Origin of the sequence: Mycolicibacterium fallax (genome assembly GCF_010726955.1) — a bacterium.
GTDB lineage: Bacteria > Actinomycetota > Actinomycetes > Mycobacteriales > Mycobacteriaceae > Mycobacterium > Mycobacterium fallax.
In genome coordinates this window covers 3335705-3360204 of the sequence record NZ_AP022603.1, presented here as the reverse complement: position 1 = coordinate 3360204, position 24500 = coordinate 3335705, and the positions used below count along the sequence as shown (strand labels likewise).

Genomic DNA, 24500 nt, shown 5'->3' with positions numbered 1-24500 from the left:
ATCCAGCGCAATGTCTGTGGTGAAGATCAACGCAATCGAGATTCCCGAGGGCGCCGGCCCCGAGCTGGAGAAGCGGTTCGCCAACCGCGCCCACTCGGTCGACGGCCAGCCCGGCTTCCTGGGCTTCCAGCTGCTGCGCCCGACCGCCGGCGAGGACCGCTACTTCGTGGTCACCCAGTGGGAGTCCGACGAGGCGTTCCGGGCCTGGGCCGACGGTCCGGCCCGAGCCGCCCACCAGGGTGAGCACAAGCCGCAGCCGGTGGCCACCGGGGCCAGCCTGCTTGAATTCGAGGTAGTGCTCGACGTTGCCGGTTCGGGCAAGTAACCGCAGCCCGGTCCGGCGGTGCGCGGCGCTGTTGAGCGTCGTGCTGGCCGCCGTCCCGCTGACCAGCTGCACCACCAACTCCACCCCGTCGGCCAACGCCGGCGAGGTGCACATCAGTACCGGCACCCCGCAGGGCGTGCGGGCCCAGCAGATCGTCGACATGCTCAACTCGGACTGGCCGATCGGCACCGAGAGCATCAAGACGCTGGCCGGCCCGGATCAGGTGGACTTCGTCACCGCGGCGATGGACCAGCTGTGGTGGGAGCGGCCCTACACGGTGGCCGGGATTCAGCTCGGTGCGGGCTCGGCCGAACTGCAGCTGGCCACCGGCTACGGCGGCAGGCAGAACATCGACATCCGCACCGGCTCCTCGACGCTGGTGGACCGGTTCGAGGTGAGCACCCCGGCGCCGCACATCGGGTCGTTCGCCGACGTGGACACCGTGCTGTCCCGGCTGGGCGGGCGCTACTCCTACCAGGTGTCGCGGGTCGTCGACGGCCGCTGCGAGCCGATCGCCGGCACCAACACCGACCTGCCGCTGCCGCTGGCCTCGATCTTCAAGACCTACGTGCTCTACGCGGTGGCCCAGGAGGTGCTCGCCGGCCGGCTGTCCTGGGACGACGAGCTGACCATCACCGCGCGGTCCAAGGCGGTCGGCTCCTCGGCGTTCGACCTGATGCGCCCCGGCCAGCGGATCCCGGTCCGGCTGGCCGCCGGAAAAATGATCTCCAGCAGCGACAACATGGCCACCGACCTGCTGATCGAGAAGGTCGGCAGGCGCGCGGTCGAGCGCGCGCTGCACGACGCCGGCCACCACGACCCGGCCGCGCTGACGCCGTTCCCGACCATGCACGAGCTGTTCTCCATCGGCTGGGGCCGACCGGACCTGCGCGAGCAGTGGCGCGACGGCGACCGCGCGCAGCGCACCGCGCTGCTGCGCCGCGCCGCCGCCGCCCGGTATGACTCCGATCCGCTGCGCACCCACGAACCGGCCTCGCCGTACGGGGTGGAGTGGTTCGGCACCGCCGCCGACATCTGCCGGGTGCACACCGCGCTGCAGCGCATCGCGGTCGGCGCCGCCGCCCCGGTGCGCGACATCATGGCCGACCTCCCGGGCATCGACCTGGACCCGGCGCAGTGGCCCTACATCGGGGCCAAGGCCGGGAACCTGCCCGGAGACCTCACCTTCAGCTGGTACGCCGAGGACCGCACCGGCCAGCCGTGGGTGGTCAGCCTGCAGACCAACTGGGACACCTTCCACGGCCCGCGCACCGGGGCCTGGCTGATGGGTGTCACCAAGGCACTGTTCCGGCTGATTCCGACCGGCTGAGCCGGACCCGAGTCAGGTTCGCAGGGTCCAGCCGGTCCCGCGGTGATGCAGCACGGTGGCGCCGCCCGGCCGCACGTCGATCCGCCAAAACGACACCGCCGGCGCGTTCAGCGCGACCAGCACCGCCGCCCGGATCACCGCCGGGTGGGTGACGGCGACCGTCCGCCCCGGCACCGGGGCGGCCAGCCAGCCGCCGACCCGTTCGGTCAGCACGGTGATCGACTCCCCGCCCGGCGGGGCGGCGTCCGGGTCGGTCAGCCAGGCGATCAGCTCGGCCGGCTGCAGGTCCTCGGCCGAGCGGCCCCGCCACCCGCCGGCGTCCAGGTCGGCCAGCGCGGGCTCCGCGGTGGCCGTCAGGCCCAGCTGTTGCGCGCTCTGCCGGGCCCGCAGTTCCGGGCCGCACACCGCGCGATCGGCCCGCAGTTCACCGAGCGCGTCGAGCTGCCGCCGCCCCAGGGCGTTGAGCGGCTCGTCGCGGGCGAACAGCCCGGCCGACATGGCGTCGGTCATGCCGTGCGACACCAGGGTCAGCCGGGCCGGTCCGGTCGCGCTCACGCGCTCAGGGCCTGCTTCTCCCTGCTGTCGAGCAGCCGGTGCAGCAGCGCGCTGAAGACCACGCCGATGGTGACCCAGACGATCACCTGCAGGCCCATCGCGTAGAGCCGGAAGTCGTAGAGGTCCTCGGCGGGGAAGCCCTCGAAGACGATGTGGCCGGTGGCGTCGCGCAGCGGCCCGGGCACCTCGTGCACGCCGGGCAGCAGCGCCATCGCGATGCCGACGGTCACCAGGTAGTCGGCCACCCCGGCCAGCACCCCGTTCCAGGTGCCGTACTTCTCCGCCACCTTGTGCCCGCAGACGATGGCCCCGACGAACAGCACCCCGGAGATCACCACCATCAGCAGGTACAGGAACGCGCGTTCCCGGATGGTCTCATCGACGCTGGTGGCCGGCGGGCTGGGCGGGTACTTCAGCGCGGGCACCAGGCTCAGCGCGACCAGCATCCCGGCGCTGACCAGCATGGCCAGCGACCGGGCCGACAGCGCGACGCGGGGATAGACCACGCAGAACACCACCGCCGCGAGCGCCGCCAGGGCGATGCTGAACAGCACCACCCCGACGCCCAGCCCCAGGCCGGACTGCACGGTGCGGGTGAACAGTTCGGCGCCCTCGCCGTGGCCGTGGCCGTGCCCGCCACCGCCGTGCCCGCCACCGCCGTGCCCGTGCCCGCCGGCGGACGCGCTCTCCAGCGCCTGATGCGCGGCGGCGGTGCCGGCCTCGAATTCGATGGCGCGGTTGATGATCGGCTCGATCATCACCCTGGCCCAGATGAATGCGAGCGCACCGGCAATCAGACCGGCCAGCACACCGCGGCCGATGATCTGCTTTTCCATATTCAGCTGTCCCCGGCTCGTCAGTGGCAGGGGAAGCCCAGCAGGTGGCGGGCGTCGTGCAGGAACTCATGCACGTAGGTGTTGTCGGCGCCGAACACCGAGGTGGCGCCCTGATCGACGCCGATGAAGTACAGCGCGACCAGCGCCAGGAACGCGGTGGCGGTCAGCCACACGATGGCCCGGGCGGCCGACAGGTCGACGACGGCGGTGCGGCTCTGGCGAACCTGGGGAGCGGTCATGTTCGGTTCCTTTCCGGGCGTGCGCGTCCCGGTCGAGGTTTGCGACGGGCCTCGGGTCTGGCTTTACAGTGGCGCGACCGCCCCGGATTCACACCGGATTCCTTGCCCCGTCCTTCCCGCGGAAGTGTAACCCCGAAACGGACTGGCCACCCCGGTCGGGGGTGGCCAGTCCTTTTTCGATCGCGTCACTCGGCGGCGATGGCCACCACGTCGGTTGCCTCGGGGGCCGGCTTCGGCGCGCCGGCGAAGGTGAACTTCGCATCCTCGCCGCTGCCCTCGCCGTCCCAGCCCTCGACGTCGACGGTGACAACCTGCCCCGGTCCGACCTCCTCGAACAGGATCTTCTCGCTCAGCGCGTCCTCGATCTCGCGCTGGATGGTCCGGCGCAGCGGCCGGGCCCCGAGCACCGGGTCGAAGCCGCGCTTGGCCAGCAGCGCCTTGGCCTGGCCGGTCAGCGCCAGGTCCATGTCCTTGTCCCGCAGCTGCTTGGTCACCCGGCCGACCATCAGGTCGACCATCTGAATGATCTCGTCCTTGGTCAACTGGTGGAAGACGATGATGTCGTCGATCCGGTTGAGGAACTCCGGCCGGAAATGCTTCTTGAGCTCGTCGTTGACCTTGAGCTTCATCCGCTCGTAGTTGTTCTCACCGCCACCGGAAGTGAAGCCCAACCCGACCGCCTTGGAGATGTCCGAGGTACCCAGGTTCGAGGTGAAGATCAGCACGGTGTTTTTGAAGTCCACCGTGCGGCCCTGGCCGTCGGTCAGCCGACCGTCCTCCAGCACCTGCAACAGGGTGTTGTAGATCTCCGGGTGCGCCTTCTCGATCTCGTCGAACAGCACCACCGAGAACGGCTTGCGCCGCACCTTCTCGGTCAGCTGGCCACCCTCCTCGTAGCCGACGTAGCCCGGGGGCGCGCCGAACAGCCGGGAGGCGGTGAACCGGTCGTGGAACTCGCCCATGTCGATCTGGATGAGCGCGTCGTCGTCGCCGAACAGGAACTCCGCCAGCGCCTTGGACAGCTCGGTCTTCCCGACGCCGGACGGCCCGGCGAAGATGAACGAGCCGGACGGCCGCTTGGGGTCCTTCAGCCCGGCGCGGGTACGACGGATCGCCCGGCTGACCGCCTTGACGGCGTCGGTCTGGCCGATGATCCGCTTGTGCAGCTCATCCTCCATCCGCAGCAGCCGGCTGGTTTCGGCCTCGGTCAGCTTGAACACCGGGATGCCGGTCCAGTTGCCGAGCACCTCGGCGATCTGCTCGTCGTCGACCTCGGCGACGACGTCCAGGTCACCGGAGCGCCACTGCTTCTCCCGCTCGGCCCGCTGGGCGACGAGCTGCTTCTCCTTGTCGCGCAGGCTGGCCGCCTTCTCGAAGTCCTGCGCGTCGATCGCGGACTCCTTCTCCCGGCGGGCGTCGGCGATCTTCTCGTCGAACTCGCGCAGGTCCGGCGGCGCGGTCATCCGGCGGATCCGCATCCGGGCGCCGGCCTCGTCGATCAGGTCGATCGCCTTGTCCGGCAGGAACCGGTCGTTGATGTAGCGGTCGGCTAGGGTGGCGGCGGCGACCAGCGCCGGGTCGGTGATGGACACCCGGTGGTGCGCCTCGTACCGGTCCCGCAGGCCCTTGAGGATCTCGATGGTGTGCTCGACGCTGGGCTCGCCGACCTGCACCGGCTGGAACCGGCGCTCCAGGGCGGCGTCCTTCTCGATGTACTTGCGGTACTCGTCGAGGGTGGTGGCGCCGATGGTCTGCAGCTCACCGCGGGCCAGCTTCGGCTTGAGGATGCTGGCCGCGTCGATCGCGCCCTCGGCGGCACCCGCCCCGACCAGCGTGTGCAGCTCGTCGATGAACAGGATGATGTCGCCGCGGGTGTTGATCTCCTTGAGCACCTTCTTCAGCCGCTCCTCGAAGTCACCGCGGTACCGGCTGCCGGCCACCAGCGAGCCCAGGTCCAGGGTGTAGAGCTGCTTGTCCTTGAGCGTCTCGGGCACCTCGCCGTTGACGATGGCCTGGGCCAGGCCCTCCACCACGGCGGTCTTGCCGACGCCGGGCTCACCGATCAGCACCGGGTTGTTCTTGGTGCGCCGGCTCAGCACCTGCATGACCCGCTCGATTTCCTTCTCCCGGCCGATCACCGGGTCGAGCTTGCCCTCGGCGGCCGCGGCGGTCAGGTTGCGGCCGAACTGGTCGAGCACCAGCGACGTCGACGGGGTGCCCGCCTCGCCGCCCCGCCCGCCGGTACCGGCCTCGGCGGTCTCCTTGCCCTGGTAGCCGCTCAGCAGCTGGATCACCTGCTGGCGCACCCGGGTCAGCTCGGCGCCGAGTTTGACCAGCACCTGGGCGGCGACGCCCTCGCCCTCCCGGATCAGGCCGAGCAGAATGTGCTCGGTGCCGATGTAGTTGTGGCCGAGCTGCAGCGCCTCGCGCAGGCTCAGCTCCAGGACCTTCTTGGCCCGCGGGGTGAACGGAATGTGCCCCGACGGCGCCTGCTGGCCCTGGCCGATGATCTCTTCGACCTGGCTGCGGACGCCCTCCAGGGAGATGCCGAGGGATTCCAGGGACTTGGCGGCGACGCCTTCGCCCTCGTGGATCAGGCCGAGCAGAATGTGCTCGGTGCCGATGTAGTTGTGGTTGAGCATCCGGGCTTCTTCTTGAGCCAGGACGACGACCCGACGCGCGCGGTCGGTGAATCTTTCGAACATCCGCGGTTACCTGCTTCCCTCAGTTCGGGGACGCCGCCTTCGGGGTACCTCCGGTCGCGGCGACCTCAATATTGCCCACTCTAGTGGGCCGTACTCCCGGCTGCCGCACCTTGGGTTGCCCCCCGGCAACCGGATCTGCGATAGGCAACGCCATCACGTGCCCAAATCGTTTCCGGCGGCCGGGCTGCTTCGCCACCAGCGAAATTGCCCGGCCGCCGGAGTGGCCGTTGGAACTGCCTCGCGTCACTTCGCGGAGTTGTAGGCCTCGATGATCTCGGCGGGGATGCGGCCCCGGCTGGACACGTTCAGGCCCGCACCGCGCGCCCACTCCCGGATCGCCGCGCTCTGCTCCCGATCGATGGCGGCACGGCCCCGGCCGGCACCCGCGGCGGCGGGACGCTGACCCCGGCGGCGACCGCTGACCCGGCGGGCCGATTCCACCCATTTGTTCAGGTCACCGCGCAGCTTTTCGGCATTCGCCGCGCACAGGTCGATCTCGTAGGTCACGCCATCCAGGGAAAATTCCACGGTTTCATCGGCAGCAGCCTCACCGTCGAAATCATCGACCAGGGTGACTGTGACTTTCCTCGCCATAATGCGCGCTACCTTTCGCGGGACAAATTCGCCGATTTGGGAATCCGCGGCCCAATGTACCGCATTTGCTCCGCAGCCGGTAAATCACCTAATCAGTTGCCGTGCCTGCGGACAATCGGGAACAAAACCGTTTCCCGAATTGACAGGCCGGTCAGCGCCATCAACAGCCGGTCCAGCCCCATTCCGGTGCCGGTGGTCGGCGGCATCGCGCACTCCATCGCGGCCAGGAAGTCCTCGTCGAGCAGCATCGCCTCGTCGTCACCGGCCGCGGCGGCGGCGGCCTGGGCGACGAACCGTTGCCGCTGCACAATCGGGTCGATCAGCTCCGAGTACCCGGTGGCCAGCTCGAAACCCCGCACGTAGAGGTCCCATTTCTCGGTGACGCCGTCGATGCTGCGGTGCTGGCGGACCAGCGGCGTGGTCTCCACCGGGAAGTCCCGGACGAACGTCGGCGCCCACAGCCCGTCGCCGACGGTGTGCTCCCAGAGTTCCTCGACGAGTTTCCCGTGCCCGTATCCGCGGTCCCGGGCGATTTCCACCCCGAGCCGATCGGCGATTGCCCACAGTCGATCCTCGGCGGTCGCCGGGGTGATTTCCTCGCCGAGCGCCGCCGACAATGATGGATACATTTCCAGCGACTGCCATTCGCCGTCGAGATCATAGTCCGAGCCGTCGGGCAACGACACCAGACGGGTGCCCAGCGCCTCGTCGGCGACCTCCTGAATAACCTCGCGGGTCATCACCGCCGAGTCGTTGTAGTCGCCGTAGGCCTGATAGGTCTCCAGCATCGAGAATTCCGGGGAATGCGTGGAATCGGCGCCCTCATTGCGGAAGTTGCGATTCAGCTCGAATACCCGATCCAACCCGCCGACCACGCAGCGCTTGAGGAACAATTCCGGCGCGATTCGCAGGTACAGGTCGGTGTCCAGCGCGTTGGAGTGCGTGACGAACGGCCGGGCCGCCGCGCCGCCGGGCTGGGTCTGCAGCATCGGGGTCTCGACCTCGAGGAAGTCCCGGCGTTCCAGCGCGTTGCGCAGCGCGCGGACCACCTTGACGCGGGTGCGGGCGGTCTCGCGGGCGGCCGGACGCACGATCAGGTCCACGTAGCGCTGCCGCACCCGGGACTCCTCGCTCATCTCCTTGTGCGCGACCGGCAGCGGGCGCAGCGCCTTGGCCGCCAGCTGCCAGGAGTCGGCCATTACCGACAGTTCCCCGCGCCGCGAGCTGATCACCTCGCCGTGTACGAACACGATGTCGCCCAGGTCGACGTCGGTCTTCCAGGCCTCCAGGACCTCGGCGCCGACGCCGGCCAGGCTGATCATCACCTGCAGCTGGGTGCCGTCACCGTCCTGCAGGGTGGCAAAGCACAGCTTGCCGGAGTTGCGGGAGAACACCACCCGGCCGGCGACGCCGACGATGGCGCCGGTGGCGGTGTCGGGCTCCAAGTCGGGGTGGGCGGCGCGGATCTCGGCCAGGCTGTGGGTGCGCGGCACCGTCACCGGGTAGGGCTCGATGCCCGCGGCCAGCAGCCGCTCCCGCTTGGCCTGGCGGATGCGGAACTGTTCGGGCAGGTCGTCGTCGATCTCGGCAGCGCTCACGTCGTGCCAGCCTAGTGGGTCGCCGGGGCACCGGCCGGACGGCTCAGCCGCGCCGGGCGGCGCCGTCGCGGTTGCGTTCGAACACCATCCGCAGACCGTCGAGGGTGAGGTGCCGGTCGTGCCGGGCCGGGGTCTCCAGCACCTCCAGCAGCAGCGGTGCGGTGTGCCCGGTGGCGACGACGGCGACCTCGGCACTGTCGATGTCGCGGCGGATCCGGCTGACCAGGCCGTCGACCAGACCGGCGAAGCCGAACACCGCGCCGGCCTGGATGCATTCCACGGTGTTCTTGCCGATCACCGAGCGCGGCCGGGTCAGCTCGACGCGGCGCAGCCCGGCCGAGCGGGCGGCGGTGGCATCGGTGGACAGCTGCACGCCGGGGGCGATCGCGCCGCCGAGGAATTCGCCCTTGGCGCTGACCACGTCCACGCAGATCGACGAGCCGAAGTCGACGACGATCGCCGCGGTGCCGTACTTGCGGTAGGCGGCCAGGCAGTTCACGATCCGGTCGGCGCCGACCTCCTTGGGGTTGTCGACCAGCAGCGGGATCCCGGTGCGCACACCGGGTTCGACCAGCACGGTCGGCACGCTCGGCCAGTACTGGCCGGCCATGTTGCGGATCTCGTGCAGCACCGACGGCACCGTGGACAGCGCCACCGCTCCGGTCAGGCGTTCGGTGTCCTCACCGATCAGCCCGTCGATGGTCAGCGCGAGTTCGTCCGCGGTGACCTCGGGTTCGGTGCGGATCCGCCAGTGCTGCAGCACGTTTGCGTGCTCACCGCTGCCGGCGATCAGCCCCACCACGGTGTGGGTGTTGCGGACGTCGACGGCCAGCAGCATCAGGGCAGCCCCCGCGGCGACACCAGTTCGCCGGCCAGGTCCTCGGGCACGAACGCCGGGTCCGCGCCCAGGTCGACCGGGACGTTGTCGGCGTCGACGAACACCACCCGCGGTTCGTACCGGCGGGCCTCGGCGTCCTCCATCACCCCGTAGGCGATCAGGATCACCAGGTCCCCGGGGTGCACCAGATGCGCTGCGGCACCGTTGATTCCGATCACCCCGCTGCCGCGGGCACCGGTGATCGCGTAGGTGATCAGCCGGTTGCCGTTGTCGATGTCGACGATGGTGACCTGCTCGCCCTCCAACAGGTCGGCGGCGTCCATCAGGTCGGCGTCGATGGTGACCGAACCGACGTAGTGCAGATCGGCGTGGGTGACGGTGGCGCGGTGGATCTTGGACTTGAGCATGGTGCGCTGCATGTGGGTGCCTTCCTGGGCTGTCGGGGTCCGGGGCTATCCGGCGTCCGGGGCGTGTTCGGTGCCGGCCGATCCGCCGATCACGATCGCGGCGTTGTCGAGCAGTCGGGTGCCACCGACCCGGGCGGTGACCAGCAGCCGGGCCGGGCCGACGGCCGGCGGCGGTCCCAGCCACACGCCGCGGGCCTGCAGGTAGTCCACCTCGATGTCCGGCACGCAGTCGAGCACCTCGCGGGCGGCGGCCACCGCCGCCTCGGCGCCCTCGCCGGCGGCCCGGGTGCCGGCCAGCAGCGCCGCCGACAGCGCGGTGGCCTGCTCGCGGGCCACCGGATCCAGGTAGCGGTTGCGCGAGGACAGTGCCAGCCCGTCGGCCTCCCGGACGATCGGCGCCCCGACCACCGTGACGTCGATGTTGAGGTCGGCGACCATTTGCCGGATCAGCACCAGCTGCTGGTAGTCCTTCTCACCGAAGAACGCCCGCTCGGGGGCGACGATGCCGAGCAGCTTGGCGACCACGGTCAGCATCCCGGCGAAGTGCCCCGGCCGCGACGCGCCCTCCAGCTCGTCGCCGATCGGCCCGGGCAGCACGGTGGTCCGCGGCCCGTCGGGATACATCTGCGCGGCGGTCGGGGTGAACGCGATCTGCACGCCCTCGGCGCGCAGCAGCTCCAGGTCCGCATCCAGGGTGCGGGGGTAGGCGTCGAGGTCCTCGCCCGGCCCGAACTGCAGCGGGTTGACGAAGATGGACACCACCACCACCGCGCCCGGCACCCGCTTGGCGGCGCGGACCAGGCTCAGGTGCCCCTCGTGCAGGGCGCCCATGGTCGGCACCAGCATCAGCCGCCGGCCGGTGCGCCGCAGCACCCGGCTGACCGCGGTCATCTGCGCGGGATCGCGGTAGACGTTGAGTTCGCCGGCAACAAACCTCGGCTGCGGCGTCATCGGGTGAGCACCTCGAAAACCTCCTGTGGGGCGTGGGCGCGCTGGGCGGTGCGCAGCGCGGCGGCGCGGTAACCGGCCGCCAGGTTCGGGTCGGCCTCGGTCAGGGCGGCCAGGTGACCGGCGACGGCCGCGGCGTCCCCGCGAGCCACCGGGCCGGTCAGTGCGGCCTGCCCGCGGGCCAGGGTGTTCTCCAGCGCGGCGCGGGCCAGCGGGGCGATGACGCGTTCGGCCAGCCCGCCGGGGGCATCCCCGACGAGCTCCTGGCCGAGCAGTTCCTGGCCGGTCAGCGCGGCGCGCAGCCCGTCGATCGCGTCGGCGAGCACGGTGACCAGGTGGTTGCTGGAGTGCGCCAGCGCGGCGTGGTAGAGCGTGCGGGCGTCCTCCCGGACCCGGAACGGTTCGCCGCCGATCTCCAGCACCAGCGAGCCGGCGATGGCGTAGCCGATCTCGTCGGCGGCGGTGATGCCGAAACAGGCCCCGGACAGCCGGTCGATGTCCTCGTCGGCGCCGGTGAAGGTCATCGCCGGGTGGATCGCCAGCGGCAGCGCGCCGAGCTCGGTCAGCGGCGCCAGGATCGCGGTGCCGTTGGCGCCGGAGGTGTGCACCACGATGCTGCCGGGGCGCACCGCCGCGGTCGCCGCCAGCCCGTGCACCAGGCCGGGCAGTTCGGCGTCCGGGACGGCCAGGATCAGCAGTTCGGCGGCCGCGGCGACCTCGTCGACGGGCCGGATCTCGGTGTCGGGCAGCCGCCGCTGGGCGCGCCGGCGCGACGCCGGGGAAATGGCGCTGGTCGCGACGACGACGTGGTCGGCGCGTTCCAGCGCGACGCCGATCGCGGTGCCGACCCGGCCGGCGGAGATGACGCCGACCTTGAGCCGGGCCGGGCGCAACCCATCGAGCTGCTCCATCGCAGCACCCTCACAGAGATTTCGTCGTTCGTTCCAGTCCCGCGTGGCGGGTACCGGACGGTCACGGCGATATTAGCGCGCACGCCGGTCAGCTCCCCAGCGATGTGCCGCACCTCACTGGCGACCGGATCAGTCCTCGCGGCGCCTGCGCCTGCCGCCGCCGCCGGGGGTCTTGTTGAGCCGGGCGAGCAACTCGGCGGCGGTCTCCGGCGTGCCGGACTCCGGTCCGCGGTGCCGGCCGGCGGGTTCGGGCTCGGGCTCGGGCTGGGGCTGGGGCGCGGGTTCGGGTTGCCCGGCGAACGGTGCCGGGGACGCACCCCCGGCGTGCCGGCCGGGGCGCTGCTGCCCGCCGGCGTGCCTGCCGCGGGGGGCCGACTCGGCGGGTTCGTGATCCGGCGGCGGGACCGGGGCGGGCGGCGGGGTCATCGCCGGGCCCGCGGCGTGCGCGGGCGGCTCGGGGGCCGGCGGCGGGGCGGGCGGGGCCGGGGCCGGGCGCAGCACCGGGGCGTCGGCCGAGGCGTGCGCCGGGACGTGCGGTTCCGGCGGGCGCTGGTACGGCTGCTGGGGCTGCGGCGGTGGGGACGGCCGATAGTGCGCGGGCGGCGGGGGCACCGGCGGGGCGGGCGGTGGGGTGGGCACGACCGGCGGTGCGGGCGGCGGGGCCGGCGGCATGGCCCAGGACTCGTGCCCGGCCCGGCGGTGCGAACCGCGGCGGCCCTCGGACCGTCCGACCGGCTCCAGCGGTTCCTCGGGCACGTCGATGATCGGGGTCTCGGCGGTGCGGACCACGTCGTCCTCATCGCGGCCGGGCCGGTACTCCTCGCGGGTGGCGGTGATCCGGCTGCTGGCGACCCGGTCCGGCGGCCCGAAGGTCGGATCGGGCTCGTGATAGCCGCGTTCGTTTTCGATGGCGGCGAGTTGTTCGTGCTCCAGGGCCGGGCGGTGCCCGAGGTCGGTGTCGAACAGAATCTCCAGATTGGTGCGCAGCGCGGCCAATTCGGCGCGCAGCGCGGCGACTTCGTCGGCGGCCGCCGAGCGCAGTTCGTGGCTGAGTTCGCGGCGCAGGTGGCTCTCCACCGACAGCTCGTACTCGCGGCGCGCGGAGATCTCGCGGTCCAGCTGAAGGTCGTAAACCAGTTTCAGGTCGCGGACCTTGGCGGCGTCGGCCTCGCTTTGGCGGCGGTAGATGACCGACACGAAGGCGCCCACCACCGCGGCCCACAGCGCGAGCACGACGGCAAGCTTGAGCAGCTCGACGCTGCTGCTGAACACCAGGGCCGAGCCGGCCACGATGGTCAGCACCAACAAGACGGTGAGCAGCAGCCACCCCGGCCTGCGGCCGCCGCGCCGGTTGCGGGCGCCGCGGGACAGATCGGTCATGGGCTGACTGTACCCGCGGGCACTGGTCAAACCGGGTGACGTGCCTCGGCGTTTCCGCACCCGGCGCCCGTCGACCCCGGGCGGCCTCAGTCCTCCAGGGCGTCGGCGTCCGGGTCCTCGGTGCTCTCGCCCGGGGATTTGCAGCAGTGCTGCAGCCAGATCCCGGCCGCGGCGAGCGCCAGCGCGCACAGCGCCGCAGCCAGCGCGCCGGGGGTGTCCGCGGCGGCCACCGCCAGCGTGCCGCGGTGCTCCAGCAGGTACACCGAGATGCCGGCCCAGCCGCCGAACACCAGCGCGCCCACCCACGCCGAGGCCTGGGCGATCATCAGGCTGCGGGCCACCGCCAGCGGGTGCAGCCGGCCGCCGCCGACGCCGATCTCGCCGTCGGCGATCTTGCGCCGCACGTACCAGCCCCAGCCGGCCTCCCCGATCGCCAGCACCAGCAGCGAGATGCCGCTGCGGAAGGTGATCGGCGGAAACCACCGGTACATCTGCAGCACCGCCAGGAATCCGGCCACCGCGGCCAGCGCCGCGACGACCAGCAGCTCACGAATCCGGGTCATCCGCAACGGCGTAACTCCCAGTCGGTGGCCCGCACCGCGGCCCGCTCGTCGGGGCCGAGTGCGGCCAGCAGCTCCGCGACCGGGCGCAGCACCCCGTCCACCTCGAGTTCGGCGGCCGGGTCGGCGTCCAGCCACGGCACCAACACGAAGGCCCGCTCCCGGGCGTAGCGGTGCGGCAGGGTCAGCCGCTCGGTGTCCCGGCGCACCGGCGCCGGATCGCCGACGGTGATCACGTCGACGTCGAGGGTGCGTGGGCCCCAGTGCAGTTCACGGACCCGGCCGGCGGCCTGTTCGATGGCCTGACCGAGCTCCAGCCAGCCGATCGGGTCCAGCTCGGCCTCGGCGATGACGACGGCGTTGAGGAAGGCCTGCTGGGGCACCGGCCCCCAGGGGTCGGTCTCGTACACCCCGGACACCGCGCGCACCCGGCTGGCCAGCTCGTCGAGCACCGACTGCAGCAGCGCCAGCCGGTCCCCGAGGTTGCTGCCGATCGACAGCACCGCTGTACTCACCGGGATCGCCGTGCCACCACGGCCACGTCGGCGAAGTTCAGCGGGATCGGCGCGGACGGCTTGTGCACGGTGACCTCGACGGCCTGCACCCGGGCGTCGGCCAGCACGTCCTCGGCGATCTCCGCGGCCACCGTCTCGATCAGGTTGCGGGGTTGCCCGGCAACGATTTCCGCGGCGCGCTGGGCCAGCACCCCGTAGTCGTAGGTGTCGGCCAGCTCGTCGCTGGCCGCGGCGCGGCGCTGGTCCATCCACAGCGTGACGTCGATGATGAAGTCCTGGCCGTCGCGCCGCTCGTGCTCGAAGACCCCGTGGTTGCCGCGGACGGTCAGGCCGCGCAGTTCGATTCGGTCGGTCACCGCGGTCCTCCGGCACTCCAGGCCCCGGCCACCCGGACCGCGTCGACGGTGCCGGCGACGTCGTGCACCCGCACGCCCCAGGCGCCGTGTTCGGCGGCCAGCGCGGAGATCACCGCGGTGGCGACCTCCCGGCCGGCTGGCGGCCGCAGCGCGCCGTCGGCGCCCGCCAGCAGCGCACCGAGGAAACGTTTCCGGGAGGCCCCCACCAGCACCGGCAGCCCGGTGGCGACGAGCTCCGGCAGCGCGTGCAGCAGCGCCCAATTGTGTTGGGCGTCCTTGGCGAAGCCCAGGCCCGGGTCGATGATCAGGTTCTCCGGCGCGCAGCCGGCGGCCACCGCCGCGTCGGCCGCGGCCAGCAGTTCGGTGCGCACCTCGGCGACCACGTCGGCGTATGCGGGGACGGCGTGCGGCGCCGCGGCGGACACCGAGCGCCAGTGCATCAGGATCCACGGCACGCACGCCTCGGCCAGCAGCGGCGCCATGCCCGGATCGGCGCGGCCGCCGGAGACGTCGTTGACCAGGCCGGCCCCGGCCGCGAGCGCGGCGGCGGCGACGTCGGCGTGCATGGTGTCGATGCTGACCGTCGCGCCAGCGCCGGCCAGCGCCCGGATCACCGGCAGCACCCGGCCCAGTTCGACCTCCGCATCGATGCGCACCGCGCCGGGCCGGGTCGACTCGCCGCCCACATCAATGATCGACGCCCCGTCGGCCAGCAGCGAAAGGCCATGCGCCACAGCGCGTTCGGGATCGAGGAAGCGGCCACCGTCGGAAAACGAATCATCGGTGACGTTCACGACGCCCAGCACCTGGACGCCACTGCCCAGACCGGGGGTCATTTACGCAGAATCAGTTCCAGCGCCTCGGCGCGAGATGCCTTGTCGGTCTTGAACTGTCCGCGCACCGCCGAGGTGGTGGTGACCGCGCCGGGCTTGCGCACCCCGCGCATCGCCATGCACAGGTGTTCGGCCTCGACCACCACAATGACCCCGCGGGGGTCGAGCTTGCGCATCACCGCGTCGGCGATCTGACCGGTCAGCCGTTCCTGCACCTGCGGGCGCTTGGCGTACATGTCGACCACCCGGGCGATCTTGGACAGCCCGGTCACCCGGCCGTCGACGCCGGGAATGTAGCCGACATGGGCGAAGCCGTGGAAGGACACCAGGTGGTGTTCGCAGGTCGAGTACATCGGGATCTGCTTGACCAGCACCAGCTCGTCGTGCTGCTCGTCAAAGGTGGTGTCCAGCACCGCATCCGGGTCGCTGTACAGGCCGGCGAAGATCTCCCGGAAGGATCGGGCGACCCGGGCCGGGGTGTCCCGCAGCCCTTGCCGGTCCGGATCCTCACCGATCGCGAGCAGCAGTTCGCGCACCGCCGCCTCGGCGCGGGGCTGGTCGAACACCGGGTAGTCCTCGGCGCCGGCCTGCCGGGGCGCGGGGTGAGCCTGCGTCGTCATCGGGCCTCCGTTGGTATTCACCCATGGGCCGGCGGGCGCGGCCGGTTCGCGTCGTCGGGGTACTGCTCCGGCGGCGGCTGCTGGCGGTGCCGCGCCTGCCCCTCGGGGGCCGGAGCCTGCGGGTACCCCGCGGGCGGGTACCCGGCCTGCGGGTAGTCCGGCGGCCGGTAGTGCGCCGGCGGCGGCGGGTTCTGCGGCGCCGGGTAGTGCCGCGGCGGCTGCTCCGGGGGCGGCCAGCCGGGCGCATGCCAGCCGGCCGGGGCGCCGTAGTCCGGGGCGCCGTGCTCCGGGGTGCCGTAGTCCGGGGCACCGGGGCCGAGCCTGCCCTGGCCGGCGTAACTCGGTGCGCCGTAGGGGGTTTGGTAGCCGGGGGCGCCGTTGGGCGCCCCATTGCCGCCGGGCTGGCCGGGCTCGCGGGCGGCCTCCTCGGCGGTGGCCTGGGCGATCGCCGCCTTGAACGCCGGCTCCGGGGTCGGGCGGGGCCACTCCTCGCCGCGCTCGATGGCCAGCTCGCCGGGGGTCTTGATCGGCGGCTTGTCCGACGGGATGCGCCCACCGAAGTCGTCGAACGCGGTGATCCGCGGCCGCTTGGTCACCCGGGCCAGGATCCGGTCGAGCTCCTTGCGGTGCAGGGTCTCCTTCTCCAGCAGCTCGCCGGCCAGCTCGTCAAGCACGTCGCGGTACTCGGTGAGCACCTCCCAGGCCTCGGTGTGCGCGGCCTCGATCAGCTTGCGGACCTCTTCGTCGATCTCGCGGGCCACCTCGTGCGAGTAGTCCGGCGCACTGCCCATGGTGCGGCCCAGGAACGGATCCCCGTGCTCGGTGCCGTATTTCACCGCGCCGAGCTTGGCGCTCATGCCGTACTCGGTGACCATCGCGCGGGCGATCTTGGTGGCCTGCTCGATGTCAGAGGACGCGCCGGTCGTCGGCTCCCGGAATACCAGTTCCTCGGCGGCCCGTCCGCCCATCGCGAACACCAGCCGGGCGACCATCTCCGAACGGGTCATCAGGCCCTTGTCATCCTCGGGGACCGCGACGGCATGCCCGCCGGTGCGCCCGCGGGCCAGGATCGTCACCTTGTAGATCGGCTCGATGTCCGGCATCGCCCAGGCGGCCAGGGTGTGCCCGCCCTCGTGGTAGGCGGTGATCTTCTTCTCGTGCTCGCTGATGATCCGGCTCTTGCGCCGCGGCCCGCCGACGACCCGGTCGACGGCCTCCTCCAGCGCCGCCCCGGTGACGATGGTGCCGTTCTCCCGGGCGGTCAGCAGCGCCGCCTCGTTGATCACGTTGGCCAGGTCCGCGCCGGACATCCCGACGGTGCGCTTGGCCAGCCCGTCCAGGTCGGCGTCGGCGGCGATCGGCTTGCCCTTGGCGTGCACCGCCAGCACCGCCTTGCGGCCGGCCAGGTCCGGGTTGGACACCGGGATCTGACGGTCGAAGCGGCCCGGGCGCAGCAGCGCCGGGTCCAGGATGTCCGGCCGGTTGGTGGCGGCGATCAGGATGACGCCCTGCCGGTCGCCGAAGCCGTCCATCTCGACCAGCAGCTGGTTGAGGGTCTGCTCGCGCTCGTCGTGGCCGCCGCCCAGGCCCGCGCCGCGCTGCCGGCCGACGGCGTCGATCTCGTCGACGAAGATGATGCACGGGCTGTTCTGCTTGGCCTGCTCGAACAGGTCGCGCACCCGGGAGGCGCCGACGCCGACGAACATCTCGACGAAGTCCGAGCCGGAGATGGTGAAGAACGGCACCTCGGCCTCGCCGGCGACCGCGCGGGCCAGCAGCGTCTTACCGGTGCCGGGCGGACCGTAGAGCAGCACGCCCTTGGGAATCTTGGCGCCCAGCGCCTGATACCTGCTGGGGTTCTGCAGGAAGTCCTTGATCTCGTAGAGCTCCTCGACCGCCTCGTCGGCGCCGGCGACGTCGGCGAAGGTGGTCTTGGGCATGTCCTTGCTGAGCTGCTTGGCCCGGGATTTGCCGAAGCCGAAGCCCATCCGGCCGCCGCTCTGCATCCGGGAGAACATCACGAACAGGCCGATCAACAGCAGCAGCGGCAGCATGTAGATCAGCAGCGAGCCCAGCACACTGCCCTGGTTGACGGTGGTGTTGATCTTGGCGCCCTTGGCGCTCAGGTCGTTGAACAGCGGAACCGCGTAGCCGGTCGGGAACTTGGCGATGATCTTGGTGGAGTCCTCGGTGGCGGCCTTGCCGTCCTTGAGGTCCAGCCGCAGCTGCTGTTCCCGGTCGTCGATCTGCGCGGATTCGACGTTGTTCTCGGCGATCTGGGCGACGGCCACCGAGGTGTCGACCGGTTTGTAGCCGCGGGTGTCGTCGCTGAAATAGAAGATCAACAGGCCCACCACGAGCAGGGCGAAGACTACGGTCAACGTACGGACGACAGTTTTTCGGTTCATCGTTGGCTTTCGGCCGAAGGTGCGGGCCGGTCAGGTCCTTCCACGTGCGCTCCCGGGGCACCTCACAGGTTACCGTGACGCCGACGGGGAGCGGCCCGCCCGTCGGAATCCGGCCCCTCGACCCGCCCGGCGCAACGTGCTTGGCTGGACCGATGCCGGTCAGAAATGTCGCCGTCAACGGAGTGAGCCTGCGGGTCACCGAGGCGGGCCGGGTCGGTGACCCGGTGGTGGTGCTGGCCCACGGCTTCCCCGACCTGGCCCTGGGCTGGCGGCAGCAGATCCCGGCGCTGGCCGCCGCCGGATTCCACGTGCTGGCCCCCGACCAGCGGGGCTACGGCGGATCGTCGCGGCCGGAGGCGGTCACCGACTACGACATCCACGCCCTGACCGGCGACCTGATCGGGCTGCTCGACGCGCTCACCGACGCCGACCGGGCGGTCTTCGTCGGCCACGACTGGGGCGCGACGGTGGTGTGGAACCTGACCATGCTGCACCCGGACCGGGTGGCCGGCACCGTCGGGATCAGCGTGCCACCGGTGCCGCGGGCGAAGATCGCCCCCACCGAGGCGTTCGCGAAGTTCGGCCCGGACTTCTACATCCTGCGCTTCCAGCGGCCCGGGGTGGCCGACGCCGAGTTGGGCGCCGACCCGGCCGGCACCGTCGCGGGGGTGTTCGGCGGGCGCCCGGACTGGCTCGACGACGAGACGTTCGACCGGTACGTCGCGGAGTTCACCCGCACCGGGTACACCGGCGGGCTGAACTGGTACCGCAATTTCGACCGGAACTGGGCGAGCACCCCCGAGTTGGCCGGCGCCACCTTCGACACCCCGGCCCTGTTCATCGTCGGCGGCGCGGACCCGCTGGCCGGGTTCCTGCGGGCCGACCGCGCGCGCCAGGTCGCCGTCGGGCGGTACCGGGAGCGAATCATCGACGGCGCCGGGCACTGGCTGACCCAGCAGTGCCCCGCCGAGGTCAACGCCGAGCTGATCGAATTCCTGTGCAGCCCGGCCCTGGCCGACTGGCGCAACAGTTAGGGTGCAGGACATGCCCAGCGCCGGAAGATCCCGCACCCTCGTCCGTCTCGGCACCGCCTCGGCGATCACCGCGCTGGCCGTCGGCCTGGCCGGCTGCGACGCCCCGCCGCCGAGCGCCAACGGCACCCCGCGCACGGTCAGCGTCACCGGCACCGGCCAGGTGCAGGGCACCCCCGACACGCTGAACACCATGGCGGCGATCAACTACACCGCCGCCGACGCCACCACCGCGATGAACCAGGCCAACGACCGGCAGCGCACCGTGATCGACGCGCTGGTCGGCGCCGGGGTCAGCAAGTCCGACATCGCCACCACCAATGTGACGCTGCAGCCGCAGTTCGGGCCGGACGGCACCGCGATCACCGGCTACCAGGCGTCGAACTCGATCAACGTGACCATCCGCGACGTCGGCTCGGCCTCGAAAATCCTCGGCATCGTGGTCTTCAACGGCGGCGACGCGCTGCGGATCAACTCGGTGAAGTTCACCATCAGCGACGATTCCCAGCTGGTCCGCGACGCCCGGACCCAGGCGTTCGAGGATGCCCGGGACCGCGCCGAGCAGTACGCCGAGATGGCCGGGATGCAGCTCGGCAAGATCCTGACCATCTCCGAGTCCGCCGATCAGGTCGAGCTGCCGCCCAACCCGGTCGGCCCGCGCGCCGCGATGGCCTCCCCGGTGCCGCTGGAGCCGGGCCAGCAGACCGTCGGCTTCACCGTCAACGTGGACTGGGAACTGAACTGACCCCAGCTCAGCTGGTGTAGACGTGCGGCTCCAGGGTGCCGATGTAGGGCAGGTCGCGGTAGCGCTCGGCGTAGTCCAGCCCGTAGCCGACGACGAACTCGTTGGGGATGTCGAAGCCGATGTAGGCGATGTCCACGTCGGCGCGCACGGCTTCGGGCTTGCGCAGCAGCGTGCAGACCCGCAGTGACCGCGGATGCCGGGTGGCCAGGTTGCGCAGCAGCCAGGACAGCGTCAGCCCGGAGTCGACGATGTCCTCGACGATCAGCACATCGCGGTCGTTGATGTCGCGGTCGAGGTCCTTGAGGATGCGCACCACCCCCGACGACGAGGTGGACAGCCCGTAGGAGCTGACCGCCATGAACTCCAGCTGGGTCGGCACCGGCAGCCGGCGGGCCAGGTCGGTGACGAACATGACCGCGCCCTTGAGCACCGTGACCAGCAGCAGGTCCTGATCGCCGCCGTTGGCGCGGTGATCGGCGGCGACCTGCTCGGCCAGCTCGGCGGTCCGGGTGGCGATGGCTTCCTCGGACAGCAGGACCGACTTGATGTCACCGGGATACAGCTCGGGGTGCGCGGACACCTGGACAGCGTGCCATGCGCGCCCCGGCCGCGAACACCCCGGGTTCACCGGCCCGCCCGGGCGCTCAGATCGGCTCCTGACGCAGTCGCAGCACCCCGTCGCGGCGCTCGGCGAACAACCGCGCGCCGGGGGCGCCGCCGCCGACGGCGACCCCGCCCTGGCCGCGCCAGTCGGTGACCAGCGCGTCGACCGCGCGCAGTTGCAGGTCGGTCAGCCGGACCGCGCCGCCGGCCAGCAGCCAGCCGCGCAGCACCCGTCGCCGCACCGCCGTCGGCAGGCCGGCCAGCGCCGCCGCGGCGATCGGCTCGTCGAGGCCGGCCAGCGCCGCGGCGGCGGCGTCGTCGAGCACGTCGCCGTCCTCCTGCAGGGCGGCCGCGGTGCGGGCCAGCGCCTCGGCGACCCCGCCGCCGAGCACCTCCTCCAGCAGCGGCAGCACCTCGGTGCGCAGCCGGACCCGGGTGAAGCGCGGGTCGGTGTTGTGCGGGTCGGCCCACGGGGTCAGCCCCAGCTCGGCGCAGGCGGCGGCGGTGACCGCGCGGCGCAGGCCCAGCAGCGGCCGGCCCCAGGGCGGGGCCCAGGTCCGCATGCCGGCGATCGACCGCGGCCCGGAGCCCCGGCCCAGCCCCAGCAGCACCGTCTCGGCCTGGTCGTCGAGGGTGTGCCCGAGCAGCACCGGCCGGCCGCCCCTGCCGTCCTGCAGCGCGGCGTTGCGGGCGGTGCGGGCGGCGGCCTCCGGGCCGCCGGTCGCCCCGACGGTGACCGTCAGGATCTCCGCGGCCTGGCAGCCCAGCCCCAGCGCCTGCTCGGCGGCCCTCGCCGCGACCCGGTCCGACCCGTCCTGCAGCCGGTGGTCGACGATCAGCGCGACGGTCGGGCGCAGCGCCGCCGCGGCGGCGGTCAGCGCCAGCGAGTCCGCGCCGCCGGACAGCGCCACGCACCACGGCCCGTCGACGCCCGCCGCGAACCCGGCCACCGCCGCGCGCACCCGGGCGGCGGCGCTCACAGCACCCGGTCGATCCAGCGCCGCGGAACGTCGATCTCGTCGGGCAGCGGCAGGGTGTCCGGGCCGGTCCAGATCGCGTTGAAGCGCGCCACCCCGACCTGTCCGACGACGGCGTCGACGAACGCCTTGCCCCGGGTGTACTGGGCGATCTTGGCGTCGACCCCGAGCAGGGCGCGCAGCACCCGCTGGATCGGCGACTGTTGGCGGCCGCGGCGCCGGTCGAAGCGGGCCCGGATGGTGCCGACCGAGGGCACCGCGGCCGGGCCGACGCCGTCCATCACGTGGTCGGCGTGGCCCTCCAGCAGAGTGCCGAGCACCAGCAACCGGTCCAGGGCGGCGGCCTGCGGCTCGGCCGCCGCCGCGCGCAGCAGCCCGATCACGCCGTCCCGGCGGTCCCGGACGTAGTCGGCCAGCCGGCCCAGGACCGCGGTCACGTCGTCGCCGGCGTCGGCGGTCAGCACCGCCAGGGTGTCGGACATGTAGCCGGCCAGCCACGGATTCGCGGTGAACTGGACCCGGTGGGTGACCTCGTGCAGGCACACCCACAGCCGGAAGTCCTCGGGCCGCACCTGCAGCTGCCGCTCGACGGCGACGATGTTGGGGTACACCAGCAGCAGCTTGGGCCCGTCGGCGCCGAACGGGTCGTACTGGCCGAGGATGCCCGAGGAGATGAACGCCAGCACCGCGCCGGTCTGCACGCCGGCGATCCGGCCGGCGGCCGCCGCCGCCAGCCCGGCCAGCCCGCCCGGGCCGGGGCCCGGCTCGGCGCCCCCCAGCATGGCGCGCATGCCGCCGGCGGCCGCGCGGATCCACTGCGCCCGGTCGACGATGCCGGCCTCGGGCACCGGGCCGCCCGCCGACAGGCCGCTGACCTCGCGGACCAGCGGCTCGGCGCGCCGGGCGGCGTCGGCCAGCGCGGCGATCACCTGGCTGCGGGTGTAGTCGGAGATCGGCGGGCCGGGCCGGGCCAGCCGGGCGCCGAGCTCGGCGGCGATCGCCCAGTCCACCGCGCGCGCCGGGCTGGCCTCGGTCATGTGCAGCCGCAGGTCCGCAGCACCGCGGCCAGGTTGTCGATCGCGGTGCGGCCGGTCGGTCCGGCGCCGTTGGACAGGAAGGAGAAGGTCAGCACCCGCCCGGAGCGGTCGGTGACGACGCCGGCCAGCGCGTTGGTGCCGGTCAGCGAGCCGGTCTTGGCGCGCAACCAGCCGGCGGTGGCGCGGTTGGCGTCGCCCAGGAAACGGTCGCCGAGGGTGCCGCTGCCGCCGGCGATCGGCAGCAGATCCAGCATCGGGCGCAGCTGCGGGTGCTGCGAGCCGGTGGCCGCCGACATCACCTCGTCGAGGGTGGTGGCGGTCAGCCGGTCGTCGACCGACAGGCCGCTGCCGTCGCGCAGCACGGCGCCCTTGAGGTTGATGCCGATCCCGGTCAGGGCGGCGGTGACGGCGGCGACCCCACCGTTGAAGCTCAGCGGCTTGTGCAGCTCGGCGGCGACCTCGCGGCCGATCGCCTCGGCCATCACATTGTCCGAGGCGTTCATCATCTCGGTCAGCCGCTGCATCAGCGGCGCGGACTGCACCGAGGCCAGCTCGCGGCCGGTGGCCGGGCCGGGTGCGGTGGTGACGGTGTCCGGGTCGGCGCCCAGCGCGGCGGCCAGCGCGCGGCCGGCGTCCAGCGCCGGGGTCATCGACCGCTTGGATTCGACGGTGGTCGGCTGGACCCGGCCGCCGTCGATCATCACCGACTCCATCGGGGCGATGTCGCCGCCCTCGATGTCCTCCGGGTCCCAGCCCGGTGCCAGCTTCGGGCCGCTGTACAGCGAGGTGTCGACCTGCACGGCGGTCACCTTGATGCCGCTGCGGCGCACCTGATTGGCCAGGTCGGACATCCGGGCGGCGCCCCGGTACCAGGTCGGGGTGCCCGGCGCGGCGGTGGAGATGGTGGTGTCCCCGCCGCCCACCAGCACGATGACGCCGGGCTGGTCGGTTTGGTCGGCGGCCACCACCCGGGTGGTCAGCCGGTCCTCGCGGTCCAGCGTGAGCAGCGCGGCGGCCGCGGTCAGCGCCTTGTTGGTCGACGCCGGCTGCATCGGCACGTCGGCGCCCTGGGCCCACAGCTGCCTGCCGGTCAGCGCATCCGCGATCCGGCCGGTCAGCGCGCCGAGGTCCGGGTCGGCCAGCGGCCCGGCCAGCGCGGCGGCCAGGCCCTTGGTTGTCGGCATCGGCGCCGTCGCCGACACCGGGACGACGCCGGGGTCGGGGGTGATCGCGGCCGGGACCGGCGGCAGCGCGGCGTCGGGCGTGCGGTCCCCGTCGGCGAGCAGCGCGGCGACCATCACCGCCACCACGATCAGCGTCAGCACCACCGAGCCGAACGCGACGTAGCGGCCCCGGCGCCAGCGGTTGGGATGCATGGCATGCAGGGTATCGCCCCGGCCGCGCCGCGGGTCGGTGCGCGCGCCGTGGCGGGGGCGGGGTCTGGGCCGGCGGGCGCGGCCGCGATAAAGTTCCCGCCGAGCCTGTCCCAACCGAAGGAGCCGTGCGGCGTGGAATTCGACGTGACCATTGAGATCGCCAAGGGCGACCGCAACAAGTACGAGGTCGACCACGCCACCGGCCGGGTGCGCCTGGACCGCCACCTCTACACCCCGATGGGCTACCCGGCCGATTACGGCTTCATCGAGGACACCCTCGGCGAGGACGGCGACCCGCTGGACGCCATGGTGCTGCTGCCGCAGTCGGTGTTCCCCGGTGTGATCGTCGAGGCCCGCCCGATCGGCATGTTCAACATGACCGACGAGGCCGGCGGCGACGCCAAGGTGCTCTGCGTGCCGGCCGGCGACAAGCGCTGGGACCACATCAAGGAGATCACCGACGTGTCGAGCTTCGAGCTGGACGCGATCAAGCACTTCTTCGTGCACTACAAGGACCTGGAGCCGGGCAAGTACGTCAAGGCCGCCGACTGGGTCGGGCGCGACGAGGCCGAGGCCGAGATCCAGCGCTCCATCGAGCGCTTCAAGGCCACCGGGCACTGAGCCTTTTTGGGGCGCGGCCCCCTTTTGCCGCGCTCACCCTGGTACCCCCTTTTGGCGCGCTCGCCCTTGTAGCGCGGCCCCTTTTTGCCGTGAGCGCGCAACCTGGTACACCCGCGTCGGCGTGTCCCGTACCCAGGTGAGCGCTGGGCGCA

At 72.2% G+C, this 24500-nt stretch carries 25 protein-coding genes, 1 pseudogene and 1 riboswitch; of the genes and pseudogenes, 5 read left to right on the top strand and 21 right to left on the bottom strand.

Going from position 1 to position 24500, the window contains the following annotated elements; translation table 11 throughout:
- Positions 1-10 precede the first annotated feature (10 nt).
- Both G6N10_RS16065 and G6N10_RS16060 read left to right on the top strand, forming a co-directional pair.
- Complete coding sequence (locus G6N10_RS16065; protein WP_085096754.1) at positions 11-325, top strand: antibiotic biosynthesis monooxygenase family protein; 315 nt, start codon at positions 11-13, stop codon at positions 323-325.
- A 31-nt stretch (positions 326-356) separates the two neighbouring features.
- Positions 357-1655 (top strand): serine hydrolase, encoded by a 1299-nt coding sequence (locus G6N10_RS16060; protein WP_234810573.1) that lies wholly within the window; start codon positions 357-359, stop codon positions 1653-1655.
- 12 nt (positions 1656-1667) lie between these two features.
- Here the strand turns inward: G6N10_RS16060 and G6N10_RS16055 are convergent, their stop codons facing one another.
- From G6N10_RS16055 to ftsH, 17 genes and pseudogenes are all read right to left on the bottom strand, one after another.
- A complete protein-coding gene (locus tag G6N10_RS16055; protein WP_263993519.1) occupies positions 1668-2210 on the bottom strand; it encodes a histidine phosphatase family protein in 543 nt (180 codons plus the stop codon).
- Entirely contained in the window at positions 2207-3046 is an 840-nt protein-coding gene (locus G6N10_RS16050) for a CbtA family protein (protein WP_085096759.1), read from the bottom strand. Before G6N10_RS16050 ends, G6N10_RS16055 begins: the two co-directional genes overlap by 4 nt.
- A gap of 20 nt (positions 3047-3066) precedes the next feature.
- A complete protein-coding gene (locus G6N10_RS16045) occupies positions 3067-3285 on the bottom strand; it encodes a CbtB domain-containing protein (protein ID WP_085096762.1) in 219 nt (72 codons plus the stop codon).
- A 10-nt stretch (positions 3286-3295) separates the two neighbouring features.
- Positions 3296-3386, bottom strand: a riboswitch (cobalamin riboswitch).
- 84 nt (positions 3387-3470) lie between these two features.
- Complete coding sequence (gene clpC1, locus G6N10_RS16040; RefSeq protein WP_085096765.1) at positions 3471-5990, bottom strand: ATP-dependent protease ATP-binding subunit ClpC; 2520 nt, start codon at positions 5988-5990, stop codon at positions 3471-3473.
- Between the two features lie 243 nt (positions 5991-6233).
- Positions 6234-6584: a histone-like nucleoid-structuring protein Lsr2 gene (locus G6N10_RS16035; RefSeq protein ID WP_085096768.1), complete on the bottom strand. Its 351-nt coding sequence runs from the start codon at positions 6582-6584 to the stop codon at positions 6234-6236.
- A 92-nt stretch (positions 6585-6676) separates the two neighbouring features.
- Positions 6677-8182, bottom strand: a complete 1506-nt coding sequence (gene lysS / locus G6N10_RS16030) for a lysine--tRNA ligase (RefSeq protein WP_085096771.1) — start codon at positions 8180-8182, stop codon at positions 6677-6679.
- Positions 8183-8225: 43 nt separating this feature from the next.
- Positions 8226-9020 (bottom strand): type III pantothenate kinase, encoded by a 795-nt coding sequence (locus tag G6N10_RS16025; RefSeq protein ID WP_085096775.1) that lies wholly within the window; start codon positions 9018-9020, stop codon positions 8226-8228.
- Complete coding sequence (panD, locus tag G6N10_RS16020) at positions 9020-9439, bottom strand: aspartate 1-decarboxylase (protein ID WP_085096778.1); 420 nt, start codon at positions 9437-9439, stop codon at positions 9020-9022. Before panD ends, G6N10_RS16025 begins: the two co-directional genes overlap by 1 nt.
- Before the next feature lie 4 nt (positions 9440-9443).
- A pseudogene (gene panC / locus G6N10_RS16015) lies at positions 9444-10378 on the bottom strand (pantoate--beta-alanine ligase); the annotation flags it as partial.
- Positions 10375-11286, bottom strand: a complete 912-nt coding sequence (locus G6N10_RS16010; protein ID WP_085096784.1) for a Rossmann-like and DUF2520 domain-containing protein — start codon at positions 11284-11286, stop codon at positions 10375-10377. The gene G6N10_RS16010 and the pseudogene panC, both read right to left, overlap by 4 nt.
- 129 nt (positions 11287-11415) lie before the next feature.
- Positions 11416-12666 carry a DUF6779 domain-containing protein gene (locus G6N10_RS16005; RefSeq protein WP_163742536.1) on the bottom strand — a complete coding sequence of 417 codons (1251 nt, stop codon included), beginning with the start codon at positions 12664-12666 and terminating at the stop codon, positions 11416-11418.
- 86 nt (positions 12667-12752) lie between these two features.
- Complete coding sequence (locus tag G6N10_RS16000; RefSeq protein ID WP_085094859.1) at positions 12753-13229, bottom strand: DUF3180 domain-containing protein; 477 nt, start codon at positions 13227-13229, stop codon at positions 12753-12755.
- Positions 13226-13741 carry a 2-amino-4-hydroxy-6-hydroxymethyldihydropteridine diphosphokinase gene (folK, locus tag G6N10_RS15995; protein WP_085094861.1) on the bottom strand — a complete coding sequence of 172 codons (516 nt, stop codon included), beginning with the start codon at positions 13739-13741 and terminating at the stop codon, positions 13226-13228. Before folK ends, G6N10_RS16000 begins: the two co-directional genes overlap by 4 nt.
- Positions 13738-14097, bottom strand: coding sequence for a dihydroneopterin aldolase (folB, locus tag G6N10_RS15990; RefSeq protein ID WP_085094863.1), 360 nt, complete (start codon positions 14095-14097; stop codon positions 13738-13740). Before folB ends, folK begins: the two co-directional genes overlap by 4 nt.
- On the bottom strand, positions 14094-14933 hold the full coding sequence (gene folP / locus G6N10_RS15985) for a dihydropteroate synthase (RefSeq protein WP_085094865.1): 840 nt from the start codon (positions 14931-14933) through the stop codon (positions 14094-14096). Before folP ends, folB begins: the two co-directional genes overlap by 4 nt.
- A complete protein-coding gene (folE, locus tag G6N10_RS15980; protein WP_085094867.1) occupies positions 14930-15550 on the bottom strand; it encodes a GTP cyclohydrolase I FolE in 621 nt (206 codons plus the stop codon). Before folE ends, folP begins: the two co-directional genes overlap by 4 nt.
- A 17-nt stretch (positions 15551-15567) precedes the next feature.
- Positions 15568-17958 (bottom strand): ATP-dependent zinc metalloprotease FtsH, encoded by a 2391-nt coding sequence (gene ftsH, locus G6N10_RS15975; RefSeq protein ID WP_085094869.1) that lies wholly within the window; start codon positions 17956-17958, stop codon positions 15568-15570.
- Between the two features lie 152 nt (positions 17959-18110).
- Between ftsH and G6N10_RS15970 the strand changes: the two genes are divergently transcribed.
- Both G6N10_RS15970 and G6N10_RS15965 read left to right on the top strand, forming a co-directional pair.
- Complete coding sequence (locus G6N10_RS15970) at positions 18111-18992, top strand: alpha/beta fold hydrolase (protein WP_085094871.1); 882 nt, start codon at positions 18111-18113, stop codon at positions 18990-18992.
- A gap of 10 nt (positions 18993-19002) precedes the next feature.
- A complete protein-coding gene (locus tag G6N10_RS15965) occupies positions 19003-19734 on the top strand; it encodes an SIMPL domain-containing protein (protein ID WP_085095084.1) in 732 nt (243 codons plus the stop codon).
- Between the two features lie 7 nt (positions 19735-19741).
- Here the strand turns inward: G6N10_RS15965 and hpt are convergent, their stop codons facing one another.
- From hpt to dacB, 4 genes are all read right to left on the bottom strand, one after another.
- Positions 19742-20314, bottom strand: a complete 573-nt coding sequence (hpt, locus tag G6N10_RS15960) for a hypoxanthine phosphoribosyltransferase (RefSeq protein WP_109750469.1) — start codon at positions 20312-20314, stop codon at positions 19742-19744.
- Between the two features lie 64 nt (positions 20315-20378).
- A complete protein-coding gene (gene tilS / locus G6N10_RS15955; RefSeq protein ID WP_085095086.1) occupies positions 20379-21335 on the bottom strand; it encodes a tRNA lysidine(34) synthetase TilS in 957 nt (318 codons plus the stop codon).
- Positions 21314-22351: an Rv3626c family coenzyme F420 biosynthesis-associated protein gene (locus G6N10_RS15950; protein ID WP_085094875.1), complete on the bottom strand. Its 1038-nt coding sequence runs from the start codon at positions 22349-22351 to the stop codon at positions 21314-21316. The genes tilS and G6N10_RS15950 overlap by 22 nt, the downstream gene beginning before the upstream one ends.
- A complete protein-coding gene (dacB, locus tag G6N10_RS15945; RefSeq protein ID WP_085094877.1) occupies positions 22348-23727 on the bottom strand; it encodes a D-alanyl-D-alanine carboxypeptidase/D-alanyl-D-alanine endopeptidase in 1380 nt (459 codons plus the stop codon). Before dacB ends, G6N10_RS15950 begins: the two co-directional genes overlap by 4 nt.
- A 132-nt stretch (positions 23728-23859) precedes the next feature.
- Here dacB and G6N10_RS15940 point away from each other — a divergent pair, with 132 nt between their 5' ends.
- Positions 23860-24348 (top strand): inorganic diphosphatase, encoded by a 489-nt coding sequence (locus G6N10_RS15940; RefSeq protein ID WP_085094879.1) that lies wholly within the window; start codon positions 23860-23862, stop codon positions 24346-24348.
- Positions 24349-24500: the final 152 nt, after the last annotated feature.

Excerpts from the sequence above, each read along its gene's own strand:
- folE (WP_085094867.1), bottom strand. The coding sequence starts at position 15,550 with ATGACGACGCAGGCTCACCCCGCGCCCCGGCAGGCCGGCGCCGAGGAC.
- dacB (WP_085094877.1), bottom strand. The coding sequence starts at position 23,727 with ATGCATCCCAACCGCTGGCGCCGGGGCCGCTACGTCGCGTTCGGCTCG.
- panD (WP_085096778.1), bottom strand. The coding sequence starts at position 9,439 with ATGCAGCGCACCATGCTCAAGTCCAAGATCCACCGCGCCACCGTCACC.
- G6N10_RS16035 (WP_085096768.1), bottom strand. The coding sequence starts at position 6,584 with ATGGCGAGGAAAGTCACAGTCACCCTGGTCGATGATTTCGACGGTGAG.
- ftsH (WP_085094869.1), bottom strand. The coding sequence starts at position 17,958 with ATGAACCGAAAAACTGTCGTCCGTACGTTGACCGTAGTCTTCGCCCTG.
- G6N10_RS16025 (WP_085096775.1), bottom strand. The coding sequence starts at position 9,020 with ATGCTGCTGGCCGTCGACGTCCGCAACACCCACACCGTGGTGGGGCTG.
- G6N10_RS15965 (WP_085095084.1), top strand. The coding sequence starts at position 19,003 with ATGCCCAGCGCCGGAAGATCCCGCACCCTCGTCCGTCTCGGCACCGCC.
- G6N10_RS16000 (WP_085094859.1), bottom strand. The coding sequence starts at position 13,229 with ATGACCCGGATTCGTGAGCTGCTGGTCGTCGCGGCGCTGGCCGCGGTG.
- G6N10_RS16065 (WP_085096754.1), top strand. The coding sequence starts at position 11 with ATGTCTGTGGTGAAGATCAACGCAATCGAGATTCCCGAGGGCGCCGGC.
- clpC1 (WP_085096765.1), bottom strand. The coding sequence starts at position 5,990 with ATGTTCGAAAGATTCACCGACCGCGCGCGTCGGGTCGTCGTCCTGGCT.
- G6N10_RS16050 (WP_085096759.1), bottom strand. The coding sequence starts at position 3,046 with ATGGAAAAGCAGATCATCGGCCGCGGTGTGCTGGCCGGTCTGATTGCC.
- G6N10_RS16005 (WP_163742536.1), bottom strand. The coding sequence starts at position 12,666 with ATGACCGATCTGTCCCGCGGCGCCCGCAACCGGCGCGGCGGCCGCAGG.
- G6N10_RS16045 (WP_085096762.1), bottom strand. The coding sequence starts at position 3,285 with ATGACCGCTCCCCAGGTTCGCCAGAGCCGCACCGCCGTCGTCGACCTG.
- G6N10_RS15950 (WP_085094875.1), bottom strand. The coding sequence starts at position 22,351 with ATGACCGAGGCCAGCCCGGCGCGCGCGGTGGACTGGGCGATCGCCGCC.
- folP (WP_085094865.1), bottom strand. The coding sequence starts at position 14,933 with ATGACCCCCGGTCTGGGCAGTGGCGTCCAGGTGCTGGGCGTCGTGAAC.
- G6N10_RS16010 (WP_085096784.1), bottom strand. The coding sequence starts at position 11,286 with ATGGAGCAGCTCGATGGGTTGCGCCCGGCCCGGCTCAAGGTCGGCGTC.
- G6N10_RS15970 (WP_085094871.1), top strand. The coding sequence starts at position 18,111 with ATGCCGGTCAGAAATGTCGCCGTCAACGGAGTGAGCCTGCGGGTCACC.